A 12,095-nucleotide genomic window follows, 5' to 3' on the forward strand; every position below is an offset into this window, starting at 1 on the left:
AACTTCATCGAATACCACGGTGATCGATTCACTGACTTTTCTGCGGTGGCTTATCTTGACGGAGAGCCTGTGGCCCTGCTGCCGGCCTCGATTGACGTGGCCTCCGCTCACGCGTCCAGCCATGCGGGCCTGACGTTCGGCGGCGTCGTGCTCAAGCGTGAATTGCGTGGCGATGTGGCGATCAATCTGGTTCATGCGCTACTGGACAGCCTCAAAGAGTGGGGCGCGAAGACCCTGACCGTCAAGGTATTGCCACAAGTTTTTACGACCTACCCGTCTGCTGAAACGGACTACGCGCTGTGGCGCCGGGGCTTCTCGTTGGTGCGGCGTGATCTTTCCAGCCTGTTGCCGCTGCAAAACCCGCTGCCGTTTAACACCTCAAAAGCGCAATCGGTCAAGAAAGCCAGGAAAGCCGGCCTGAGGGTGGGAGTTGCCTCGGTCGCTGATTTTCATGCCTTGCTGGAAGGTGTATTGGGCACGCAGCATGGCGTGTCGCCGGTGCATTCCTTGAAGGAAATGCAATTGCTGGCGGCGCGGTTTCCCGAGCGGATATTCGTCCGCGCGGCAACACAGGGAGATGCGCTGCTGGCAGGCGCGCTGATCTTCAACTACGGGCATATCTGGCATACGCAGTACCTTGCGTCTTCTGAGGCGGGACGCGCTTTGGGCGCCCTTGATTGGGTCATTGATTCGGTCATCGACGAGGCAAGACGCCGGGGTGTAACTCATTTAAGCTTCGGCACATCGACTGAGCAAGCCGGTACCACCTTGAACCAGGGGCTGATCTGGCAAAAGGAAAGCTACGGTGCCAGATCCATCACCCATGACTTTATGACGGGCGTTCTTTGAACGCCTGAAATCTGCAATTTTTTTGTGCTGGAGCCGCTACATGATTTCAGGAGAACTAGCTGGGTGCAAGATTGTCGATTTGCCGAAAATATCGGATCCGCGCGGCAACCTGACCTTCGTAGAAGGCGGCAGCCATATTCCTTTCGACATTCAGCGTGTCTATTACCTTTATGACGTGCCTGGTGGTGCGGAGCGTGGTGGCCATGCCCACAAAGGGCTGCGGCAGTTGATTATTGCCATGTCTGGCAGCTTTGACGTGGTGCTCGATGATGGGAAAGAAAAGAAGCGTTTTCACCTTAACCGCTCGTACAGCGGGCTTTATGTCTGCCCCATGATCTGGCGCGAACTGGACAACTTTTCGTCCGGGTCGGTCTGCATGGTGCTGGCTTCCAACAAATACGACGAAGATGACTATTTCCGCGACTACGCAGAATTCATGCGGGCGCGGTGACCACCATGAACATTCCTTTTCTTGACCTGGGCGCGGCCTACCGGGAGCTGCAATCCGAAATTGACGCGGCCGTAGCCCGCTCGCTGGCCTCTGGCTGGTACATAGGCGGGCCAGAGGTAGAGGCTTTTGAGCAGGAGTTTGCCGCCTACACGCAGGCGCAGCACTGCATGGGCGTGGCCAATGGCCTGGACGCCCTGCACCTGGCGTTGCGCGCCATGGACGTCGGGCCGGGTGACGAAGTCATCGTGCCCAGCAACACCTTTGTTGCCACCTGGCTGGCCGTCAGCCAGTGTGGGGCCACGCCGGTGCCGGTGGAGCCGGATGCGCGCAGCTTCAGCATCGACCCGGCGCGGATCGAGGCCGCCATTACCCCGCGTACCCGCGTGATTCTGCCGGTGCACCTGTATGGCCAGCCGGCCGACCTGGACCCCATCCTGGCCATCGCGCGCAAGCACGGCCTGCGCGTGCTCGAAGACGCGGCCCAGGCCCACGGCGCGCGCTACAAGGGCCGGCGCCTGGGTGCGCATGGCGACGCCGTGGCCTGGAGCTTTTACCCCGGCAAGAACCTGGGCGCCATGGGCGACGGCGGCGCAGTGACCACCAACGACGCGCAGCTGGCCGACCGCATCCGCGTGCTGCGCAACTACGGCTCGCGCGTGCGCTATGTCAACGAAGTGCAGGGCTACAACAGCCGGCTGGATCCACTGCAGGCCGCCATCCTGCGCGTGAAGCTGACGCACCTGGACAGCTGGAACGCCCGCCGCAGTGCCATTGCCCAGCGCTACCAGCAGGGTCTGGCCGGCAGTGGCCTGAGCTTGCCGCATGTGCCCGAATGGGCCGAACCCGTGTGGCACCTGTATGTGGTGCGGCACCCGCAGCGCGACGCATTGCACAAGTCGCTGGCCGAAGCCGGCGTGGGCACGCTGATCCACTACCCGATTCCTCCGCACCGCCAGCAGGCCTATGCGCAGGCCGGCTGGGGCGCGGGCGATTTTCCGGTTGCCGAACGTATGGCGGGTGAAGTATTGAGCCTGCCCATGGGCCCTCAGCTAGGCGACGAACAGGCGGTGAAAGTCATGCATTGCATTGATGCGGTTCATGCTGCCGCCTAGAAAATAAAATGTAATCTGTATGAATATTGATAATTTGAATAAAGCGGCACCCGACCGCCCCTTGGTCAGTGTTGCCGTCGTGACCTATAACCAAAAAGAATTCTTGAAAGAGTGTATTGAATCGATACTGATTCAGGATTATCCGAATATCGAAATCGTGGTTGCCGATGATGGATCAACCGATGGCACCGATCAGTTGCTGCGCGCCTATCAACAGGAAGCAAAGCGGCCTTTTGTTCTGCGGATGGCTGAGAAAAACCAGGGAGTAACGCGCAATCAAAATGCGGCTGTGTTCGCCTGCAGCGGAAAATATATCTCATGGATGGCCGGCGATGACTTGATGTTGCCCGGAAAGATTTCAAAGCAGGTCGAATTCCTCGAAAATAACCCTGACTATTCCATTTGCTACCACGATCTGGACATTTTTGACTCGAGAACAAACCAGACCATCAAAAAATTCAGCCAGACCGACAAACCGCGTGTGGGTGATTTGGCTACGCTTGTCAAATACGGCTCGTTCAACGGGGCTGTATCCAACATGGTCCGGCGCTCTTCATCGCCAAAAAACGGTTTTGACCCAAGAATACCGGTTGCTTCCGATTGGCTCTATTTTGTGGAATGCCTTTGGAGTGGCGGCAAGATTGGCTATGTCAATGAAGTATTGGCCCGGCATCGGCGCCATGACAATAATGTGACATCCTCATCGATTAAAAGGCCGTCGCTTACGGGAATTCAGGATCATCTCTTCTCGTGTGAGGTGATCGCTTCGCGGGCGCCCTGGATGGTCAAGGAAATCAATGGCCGAAAAGCCAATTTGTTCCTGTCCCTGCGATGGATGGATAATGGCAAATTTTACGGAAGCTATTTGCGAGCCTCCCTCATTTATAAATTCCGTCTGAAGGTATTTGTTGGCTTGCTGGCTTATTCACTGTTTGGGATGAGACGGTAAGGTGCGTAAGTCACATGGCATCAAAAATGATCAGCAAAATCGCATGAACCCGGCAAAGCCTGACAGGCAATCACCGGCCGTGCTCTATATCTCCTATGATGGCATGCTGGAGCCCCTGGGCCAGTCGCAGGTGCTGGCCTACCTCAAGCGTCTGGCCGTTGGTCGGCGCATCCATCTCATCAGCTTTGAGAAGGCAGACGACTGGGCCAATCGGGCAGAGCGTGAGCGTACTGCGCGCGACATTACCGGGGCCGGCATTGTCTGGCACCCGCTGCGCTACCACAAGCGGCCGTCGGCCCTGGCCACCGCCTGGGACATTGCTTGCGGCATGGCAGTCGGCTTATGGCTGGTGCTGCGGCACCGCTTGCGTATCGTGCATGCGCGCAGTTATGTCGCGTCGGTCATGGCGCTGGTACTCAAACGGATCACTGGCGTGAAGTACTTGTTTGACATGCGCGGTTTCTGGGCCGACGAGCGGGTCGACGGCAGCCTGTGGCCGCGCAGCGGCCGCATGTACCGCGTGGCCAAGGGGTTCGAGCGGCGATTCTTGCTGGGTGCCGACCATGTGGTGTCGCTGACCCAGGCGGCAGTGCGCGAGATGGCGCACTTTGACTATCTGCAGGGGCGCATGCCGCCGATCACCGTGATTCCCACCTGTGCGGACCTGACGCGCTTCACGCCCTTGCCGCGGCTGCGTGAGGGCAATGGCTTTGTGCTGGGTTATGTGGGGTCGGCCGGCACCTGGTATTTGTTTGACGAAGTGGCCGCCTGCTTTGCCCAGTTACTTCGCATGAAGCCCGACGCGCGCTTGTTGATCGTGAACCGGGGCGAACACGCCTACATTGGCGAGCGGCTGGCCGCCGCTGGCGTCCCGGTTGAGTCGGTGGAACTGACCACCGCCAGCCATGCCGAGGTGCCTGCCCAGATGGCCCGCATGGACGCCGGGGTCTTCTTTATCAAGCAGGTGTTTTCCAAACAGGCATCGGCCCCCACCAAGCTCGCCGAATTTCTGGGTTGCGGCGTGCCCTGTCTGGGTAATGCAGGGGTAGGGGATATGGCAGAGGTTCTGGAGGGTGACGGGGTCGGTGTGGTCCTGCGGTCATTTAAGGAAGAGCACTTGCTACACGGAATTGAACAACTGTTGGCTTTAAGCGCAGCGCCAGACATTCAACGGCGCTGTGTGGCGTCTGCCCGGCGGCATTTTTCTCTTGAGGAGGGCGTGGCTCGGTATGAGGAAATTTACGCGTTGATGAGAGCGGGAGGCCGCTCTGAATATTCTCAGAAACCATCATGCTGATTTATCTCGTGTTCTTGCTGGTTCCGCTGACCATGGGTATTTTTTATTCACCGAATAAAAAAAATGCCACCTGGTTGGTGTGGGTCTATTTCATCCCCCTGCTCATATTTTGTGGTTTGCGCAATGGCATCGGCCCCGACTGGAGTGGTTATACATTTCTGTATGAAAAATATCTATATCTGAATGTTTCCGATGTTTTTCAAACGTCAGAGTTCGGTTTTTTTCTGCTGAACAAGCTTTCGGAAAGTCTGGGTTTTGGTCTTTATGGCGTGATGTTCGTCTGTGCGCTGGTGTTTTTGTGGGGGGTATTTTCTTTTGCCATGCAAACTGCCAACCCCTGGCTGGCCATTGGTGGCGTAATGCCCTATCTGGTATTCGTCATCTCGATGAGCGGAATCCGTCAGGCGATTGCCATGGGGTTTGGCTTCTATATATTGTCTCGTTGGAGGAAATCGTCAATTCTGGTCAAGGTTCTCTGGATATCGCTGGCAATGACATTTCATAACAGTGCGGCCATTTTGTTATTCTTTGTGATCTTTGCCATCAAGGGCCAGCGTTTCTTGAAATGGACCACGGCGACATTGGTGGCCTTGTTTCTGGGCCTTGGCTTGAATGACACCGAGGTCTATACAAAATATCAATCGGTTTACATTGAGCAAAACATTGTGTCTGGCGGCGCATTCTTTCATGTGTTGCTGAGTGCTTTTCCGGCGGCCATCTACTTTTGGCACAGAAAAAAGATCCGGCGGACAGTGGGGGGTAATTCGACGGTTGATATCGCCAGTTTGATGACGTTGGCTGCCCTTCCATTGCTGTTGGTCTCCACCACCGGGGTGGATAGGCTGGCACTGTATTTTTCATTCATTCAAATGTGGATTTATGTGGCATTGATTCAGACGTTTCCTGGCAGCAGGGCACTTTTGAAAGCAATGATCTGCATGCTTGCCCTGCTGGTATTTTTTGTGTATTTTATTTTTGGCTCGCATGCCGATAAATACATTCCCTATAACAATGTTCTATTTGGCTGACGATGAAAAGCGAGACGCCCGGGTTTACGCTCTCCCTTGACTGTGAGGGGCTGTGGGGCATGGCTGACAACGAAAGGGTTGTCAGCGCCGGCCTCATCAACCAGGCATCGCTGGCGCAAGCCTACACCTTCATATTGCGCACGCTGCATAACAACGGGCTGAAGGCGACGGCGGCTTTTGTAAGCTGTTTTGCTGCCGACGCGGAAGCGGTTCGAGAAAGTATTCCTCTCATCGAGCAACTGGCGGCGCTCAACCCGGGCTGGTTTGCCCGGCTGCTGCCTGCGCTCAGGCGCGGGGCGATGGACGGCTGGGTGGGGGCTGATTTTTATCGCTCCCTGTCCGTCGCGGGTCACGAGATGGCCTGGCATGGCGCGACCCATCTGCCTTTGTCTGCGCACACCTCACCCGAGGCCGTCGCGCTGGAACTGCAACTCGCATCCAGACTGTTCCGTGAGTTGGGGCAGGTACCCCGAACCCTTGTTTTTCCCAGAAACCAGGTCGGCCATCTGCCGCAATTGCGCGAGTTTGGCTTTGAAACCTATCGCGCCAGCCTTCCCGGCGGCATGGCAAACCGGCTGTCGGGGCTGTTGAACGAGTGGAACCTGTTTGATCACGGTGTGATGGACAAGCCGGGTCGGCGGGGCGCCTGGCAGGTATCGCCGGCCGGCTACTTCCTGAACTGGCCCTCGGGCGTGCGGGCAGCGGTGCCGGTGGCGGTGACCGTCAGGCGCTGGAAATCGCTGCTTCGCCACGCCGCCGGGCGTGGCGGTTATGTGCACATGTGGTTTCACCCGCACAACCTGATTACGGCCCCGGCCATGCAAATCGCGTTTGACGAAATCATGGGCTTTGCGGGGGGGCTGGTGAAATCAGGGGACATGCTCAGCCTGACGATGGCTGAAGCCAACAAACAGTACCAGTCGGGGGAGTTGCCATGAGTATCGGAGTGTCGATTGAGGACTTCAACAGCAGCCAGTTTGAACAACTGGCGGCGCTGTTTGCGAGCTACTTTCCGGCCGGCGACAAATTGTTGTCCAGGGACTACACGGAATGGCTTTACGCCAAAAATCCCTATGGCCCGGCCAAAATGGTCAAGGCGGTTGACGACGGGCGCCTGGTCGGTTTCATGGCGATGATTCCCGTGCATCTGGTCCGGCGCGATGCCCGGCTGGTGGCGTACTACGTGGTCAACGTGCTGGTGCACCCCGAATACCATGGCAAGCATGTTTTCGGGCGCATGATCACCGCTGCCAAAGAACTCGTCAAGACAGAAAACGCCGTGCTGATGGGGCACCCCAACGACATGGCGCTCAAGTCGTGGCAGCGGGCGCGCATGCATTTTCACGCTTCCTTGAAGCCGAGCCTGGCCCTACCCAGGCTGCGCGCCAGGGGGGCGCGCGCCCATGTTGTCGGAGCCGTGAGTCAATTGCAGTCGGTGCTGGCGGCGTTGAACGCACAGGCGCTGCAGGCAGACCGGTGGAATATTGCGGTGACCGGGGACTATGTCAGCTGGCGCTATCTGGCGCACCCGGCGAACAAGTACCTTGTCCAGTTGATCGAGGTCCATGGAGCGGCTGCGGGTTTTCTGGTGTCCAAGAAAGTACGTCCCGGGATCCGTCTGCTGGTGGATCAATTCATGCTTGACCCCTACGCGGCAGGCAGCCTGGGCCGATTGCCGTGGCTGACCATTTCCTTCAGGCCCGAGGCCTCTGCCAGCGAATTTGCCGGGTCGCTCTGGCCGATCCCGGTGAAGAAGCAGATTCCCTTTTTCTTTACGCACTACGCGCAGCCCTCCACGGCCCGCGATGTCATGAACCTGGGTCTTTCTGCAAGTGATTTTTGAATGACCATCAAGGTATTGGGCTTGTCCCTGTATGGGCCGCTGGCGGCCAGCACACGTTACCGCTTGACCCAATACGCGCCGGGGCTGCGTCGGGATGGCATTGATCTGGAGGTCAGGGCGCTGCTGGGCGACGACTACGTTCAAAAGAGCTTTGCCGGGCAAAAGTACCCGCTGATGAATCTGCTCAGGGATTACCTGGATCGGGCCGCACTGCTGCTCAAGCAGGGCCGCTACGACCTGGCCATTGTGAATGCCGAACTGTTTCCCTTGCTGCCGGGCTTGATTGAATCGCGGCTGCTGAGGATTCCGTATATCTACGATTTTGACGACGCCTTTTTCCTCAAATACCGGCTGGATCGATTCAAGCGGGTCTCTTTTCTGCTGCGGAACAAGTTCAATCCGGTGGTTTCCAGGGCCGCCGCCGTCATGGCGGGCAACCACTACCTCGCGCGCTACGCCAAGCCGTGGAATGCGGCTACGCACTGGCTGCCGACTGTGGTGGACACGCAGCGCTACCTGCCGAGGCCGGTCAGGCGAGAAGATGTTTTCACGGTGGGCTGGCTAGGCTCGCCGTCCACCTCGGTGTACCTGTCGGAGCTGACGGAGCCGTTGGCGCAACTGGGGCTTGAGGGGCCCGTCCGCCTGCTGGTCGTGGGGGGGCGTTGCGCCGCCATACCGGGGGTGGAAGTGGTGAACCTGCCATGGAGTGAGGCGACCGAGGTGGATCTGATCAACACCTTTGATGTGGGCGTCATGCCCTTGTTTGATGATGAGTGGGCCCGCGGCAAATGCGCATTCAAGCTGATCCAGTACATGGCCTGCGGCGTGCCCGTGCTGGCATCGCCGGTGGGTGCCAATGTGGATGTGGTGGCCCCCGACTGTGGCCTGCTGGCCGCCAGCCCCGCGGAGTGGCTCAATGGCTTGCGCCGCTTGAGGGACGACCGGGCGCTGCGGCAGAGTTTTGGCGCTGCGGCCCGGCACAGGGTAGAGCAGCTGTATTCGCTGGACAGTACCTTGCCGCTGATGGCAGAAACAATCAAATCGGTTGCCGCAGGGCGATAGGCTGACTATGTGTGGATTTGCGGGTTTTTTGACCACTGAAAGCGGGGCGTCGGGCAGTCTGGAAGCCGTCGCCACCGGCATGGCGCTGGCTATCCAGCATCGCGGCCCCGACGACGCGGGGGTGTGGAGCGATGCTGAATGCGGGATTGCGCTGTCGCACCGCCGCCTGTCCATCATCGACCTGTCGCCGGCCGGGCACCAGCCCATGCATTCTGCCAACGGGCGCTATGTGCTGGCGTTTAACGGCGAGATCTACAACCACCTGGCGCTGCGCACCGAACTGGCGGCGGCGCGGCAGGCGCCGGCCTGGCGCGGGCACTCCGATACCGAAACCCTGCTGGCTGGCTTTGCGGCCTGGGGTGTGACCGCCACCCTGCAGCGCGCGGTGGGCATGTTTGCCATGGCCTTGTGGGACCAGGCCGAGCGCCGCCTGACCCTGGCGCGCGACCGCTTGGGCGAAAAACCGCTGTTTTACGGCTGGGTGCACGGTGCGTTTGTGTTTGGCTCCGAGCTCAAGGCCTTGCGCGCCTATCCGGGCTTTGACAACCCGGTCAGCCGCGATGCGCTAGCCCTGTACCTGCAGCATTGCGCGGTGCCGGCGCCGTATTCGATTTACCAGGACATCTTCAAGCTGGAGCCGGGCTGCGTGCTGGCGCTGGACGCGGGGGGGCTGGGCAGCAAAACCTTGCAGCTTGAGCCCTATTGGCGCTTCATGGATGCTGTGCACCAGGGGCAGGCTGCGCCGTTTCAGGTTGATGCCGAGGCGGTGGTCGCGCTGGAAACCGCGCTGCGCGAGGCGGTGGCGCTGCAGGCGGTGGCCGATGTGCCGCTGGGCGCTTTTCTCTCGGGCGGGGTCGATTCGTCGGCCATTGTGGCGCTGATGCAGGCGCAGTCGTCGCGGCCGGTGCAGACCTTTACCGTGGGCTTTGACGAGGCGGGTTTTGATGAGTCGCCCCATGCCTTGGCGGTGGCCAGGCACTTGGGCACCGAGCACCACGCCCTGCGCGTGACGGCGGCCGACGCGCGGGCGGTGATTCCGCAACTTCCCGCGATGTACGACGAACCCTTTGCCGACAGCTCACAGATTCCGACCCACCTGGTGTGCCAGGCGGCGCGCCAGCAGGTGACGGTGGCGCTGTCTGGCGACGCCGGCGACGAGCTGTTTGGCGGCTACAACCGCTATTTTTGGGGGCCAAGGGTCTGGAACCGCATGAAGCGCATCCCCGAGGGGCTGCGGCGCGGGGTGGCCGGCGGCATTGCGCGGGTGCCGGGCCCGGCGTGGGACGCCCTGGGCCGCGCGCTGCCCGGGGCGCACGGCGTGGCGCGCTTGGGCGACAAGGTGCACAAGCTGGCCAGGCTGACCTCGGCCACCAGTCTTGACAGCCTGTACCGCAGCCTGGTGACCGAATGGCCGCAGGACGCTGAACTGGTGCGCGGGGCGGCCCGGTTGCCGACCCGGCTCGACGACGCCAGCCTGGCGGCCGGCGTGCCCGAGGCCGAGCAGCGCATGATGCTGTGGGACACGCTGACCTACCTGCCCGACGACATCCTGACCAAGGTAGACCGCGCCGCCATGAGCGTGAGCCTGGAAACGCGCGTGCCGTTTCTGGACCACCGGGTGGTCGAGCTGGCTTGGCGGCTGCCGCTGCACATGAAGATTCGGGACGGGCAGGGCAAGTGGGCGCTGCGCCAGGTGCTGTACAAGTACGTGCCGCGCGAACTGATTGAGCGGCCCAAGGCGGGCTTTGGCATTCCGGTCGGACAATGGCTGCGCGGCCCCTTGCGCGAATGGGCCGAAGGGCTGCTGGACGAGGCGCGGCTGCAGCGTGAAGGCTATTTCAACCCCGCCCCGATTCGGCGCGTGTGGCAAGAGCACCTGAGCGGCCGGCATGACTGGACGGTTCGGCTCTGGACCGTGCTGATGTTTCAGGCCTGGCTGGAAGGCAACCCTTAGCCAGCAGGTGTTTCAATGGCTGTGCGTGCTGTTCGTGTTTTTTGGGCGCCCTGCACGCCGCAATTCGGTAAAAAACGCTTTTTTGAGGGTTATTTAGGCCTCTAGCCCATACAAGACGTACGGTATCAGCTATAAAATTCATAGCAATCAATCTGACCGCAGTAACCCATCGCACTGTGAAAATCATCCTTTTTGCCAATACCGAGTGGTATTTATTCAACTTTCGCCTGTCGCTGGCCAAGGCCTTGCAAAGCCAGGGCCACGAGGTGCTGCTGATTTCACCACCGGGTGAATTTGGCGCGCGCCTGCAGGCCGAGGGTTTTCGCTGGCAGGCGCTGCCGATGGACCGCAGGAGCCTGAACCCGCTGCAGGAGCTGCGCCTGCTGGCGCACCTGTGCCAGCTGTACCGGCGTGAGCGACCCGCGCTGGCGCATCACTTCACGATCAAATGCGTGGTCTACGGCTCGATTGCGGCGCTGCTGGCGCGGGTGCCGGCGCGGGTCAACGCGGTGGCCGGCATGGGCTATGTGTTTACCAATAACGCCCTGAAAGCCAGGCTGCTGCGGCCCCTGGTCCGGGCGTTGATGCGCCTGGTGCTGAATGGCCGCGGTGCCCGCCTGATATTGCAAAACAACGACGACGTGGCCGCCTTTGCGCAGGCCGGACTGGCGCGGCCCGAACTGGTGCGGCTGGTCAAGGGGTCGGGCGTGGATTTGACGCGCTTCACGCCTCATGCGCAGCCAGTTCAAGATGATCAAGAGGGTCAAGTCGGCAAGGACACTCAGCCCACGCGTGTGCTGCTGGCGGCCCGCCTGCTTTGGGACAAGGGTATTGCCGAATACGTGGAGGCGGCGCGCCTGCTGCGGGCGCAGGGCCTGACCATCCGCTTTCTGCTGGCCGGCGCCCCCGACCCCGGCAACCCCGCCGCGATCCCGCAGGCCACGCTGGACGGCTGGGCCGCCGCGGGGCTGGTCGAGTTGCTGGGCCAGGTCAGTGACATGGCCGCCCTGTTTGCCAGCGTGGACATTGCCGTGCTGCCCAGCTACCGGGAGGGTTTGCCCAAGAGCCTGATCGAGGCGGCGGCCTGCGCCCTGCCACTGGTCACCACCGACGCGCCGGGCTGCCGCGAGGTGGTCACGCACGAGGTCGATGGCCTGATCGTGCCCGTCAAAAATGGGCAGGCCCTGGCGGCGGCCATCAGGCGGCTGCACCTGGACCCGGCCTGGGCACGCCGGCTCGGCCTGGCCGCGCGCGCGCGCGCGCTGCAGGAGTTTGACGAGCGCATCGTGATCCGGCAGACGCTGGCGGTATACGCCGAGTTGCTGGAATAGGCGGCAAGGGGGCTCGGTCCAGCCCCAGCGACTGGGGCGCTGAATCGCTGCTGTTACGGTCCGCTGGGAGGTTCTATGCGCAATGTGCTGGGGTTGCGCACGGTGGTCACGCTGTACAGGGGATAGGCGCGGTGGAGTTTGGCGCCGCCGTCGCGGGTCAGCGGATTCCAGACAAACGTGGCCCTGTCGGGTGTTGACTTGGCAAACATGGCGCTCAGT

Annotated in this window: 12 protein-coding genes; 11 read left to right on the top strand and 1 reads right to left on the bottom strand. The window is 60.6% G+C overall.

Features of this window, described 5'->3' with window-relative positions:
- From RMO23_RS03855 to RMO23_RS03905, 11 genes are all read left to right on the top strand, one after another.
- The coding region (locus tag RMO23_RS03855) for a GNAT family N-acetyltransferase (RefSeq protein WP_309678782.1) at positions 1 to 849 on the top strand (849 nt) is incomplete at its 5' end.
- 40 nt (positions 850 to 889) lie between these two features.
- On the top strand, positions 890 to 1,300 hold the full coding sequence (locus RMO23_RS03860; protein WP_309678783.1) for an FdtA/QdtA family cupin domain-containing protein: 411 nt from the start codon (positions 890 to 892) through the stop codon (positions 1,298 to 1,300).
- Positions 1,301 to 1,305: 5 nt separating this feature from the next.
- On the top strand, positions 1,306 to 2,412 hold the full coding sequence (locus RMO23_RS03865) for a DegT/DnrJ/EryC1/StrS family aminotransferase (protein WP_309678784.1): 1,107 nt from the start codon (positions 1,306 to 1,308) through the stop codon (positions 2,410 to 2,412).
- A gap of 19 nt (positions 2,413 to 2,431) precedes the next feature.
- Positions 2,432 to 3,361 (top strand): glycosyltransferase, encoded by a 930-nt coding sequence (locus RMO23_RS03870; protein ID WP_309678785.1) that lies wholly within the window; start codon positions 2,432 to 2,434, stop codon positions 3,359 to 3,361.
- Between the two features lie 43 nt (positions 3,362 to 3,404).
- A complete protein-coding gene (locus tag RMO23_RS03875) occupies positions 3,405 to 4,658 on the top strand; it encodes a glycosyltransferase (protein ID WP_309678786.1) in 1,254 nt (417 codons plus the stop codon).
- Positions 4,652 to 5,686 carry an EpsG family protein gene (locus tag RMO23_RS03880; protein WP_309678787.1) on the top strand — a complete coding sequence of 345 codons (1,035 nt, stop codon included), beginning with the start codon at positions 4,652 to 4,654 and terminating at the stop codon, positions 5,684 to 5,686. Before RMO23_RS03875 ends, RMO23_RS03880 begins: the two co-directional genes overlap by 7 nt.
- A 59-nt stretch (positions 5,687 to 5,745) precedes the next feature.
- Positions 5,746 to 6,624 carry a polysaccharide deacetylase family protein gene (locus tag RMO23_RS03885; RefSeq protein ID WP_309678788.1) on the top strand — a complete coding sequence of 293 codons (879 nt, stop codon included), beginning with the start codon at positions 5,746 to 5,748 and terminating at the stop codon, positions 6,622 to 6,624.
- Positions 6,621 to 7,529 (top strand): GNAT family N-acetyltransferase, encoded by a 909-nt coding sequence (locus tag RMO23_RS03890; protein WP_309678789.1) that lies wholly within the window; start codon positions 6,621 to 6,623, stop codon positions 7,527 to 7,529. Before RMO23_RS03885 ends, RMO23_RS03890 begins: the two co-directional genes overlap by 4 nt.
- The gene (locus RMO23_RS03895) at positions 7,530 to 8,591 is read left to right on the top strand and encodes a glycosyltransferase (RefSeq protein ID WP_309678790.1); all 1,062 of its coding nucleotides are present in this window, start codon (positions 7,530 to 7,532) and stop codon (positions 8,589 to 8,591) included.
- 7 nt (positions 8,592 to 8,598) lie between these two features.
- Positions 8,599 to 10,545: an asparagine synthase (glutamine-hydrolyzing) gene (gene asnB / locus RMO23_RS03900; protein WP_309678791.1), complete on the top strand. Its 1,947-nt coding sequence runs from the start codon at positions 8,599 to 8,601 to the stop codon at positions 10,543 to 10,545.
- A 176-nt stretch (positions 10,546 to 10,721) separates the two neighbouring features.
- The gene (locus tag RMO23_RS03905; RefSeq protein WP_309678792.1) at positions 10,722 to 11,876 is read left to right on the top strand and encodes a glycosyltransferase family 4 protein; all 1,155 of its coding nucleotides are present in this window, start codon (positions 10,722 to 10,724) and stop codon (positions 11,874 to 11,876) included.
- 53 nt (positions 11,877 to 11,929) lie between these two features.
- On the opposite strand, the gene RMO23_RS19665 is transcribed toward RMO23_RS03905, so the two are convergent.
- Positions 11,930 to 12,085 (bottom strand): YjbH domain-containing protein, encoded by a 156-nt coding sequence (locus RMO23_RS19665; protein WP_405041560.1) that lies wholly within the window; start codon positions 12,083 to 12,085, stop codon positions 11,930 to 11,932.
- Positions 12,086 to 12,095: the final 10 nt, after the last annotated feature.

The sequence above is a fragment of the Polaromonas sp. genome (assembly GCF_031411155.1).
Lineage (GTDB): Bacteria > Pseudomonadota > Gammaproteobacteria > Burkholderiales > Burkholderiaceae_C > Polaromonas.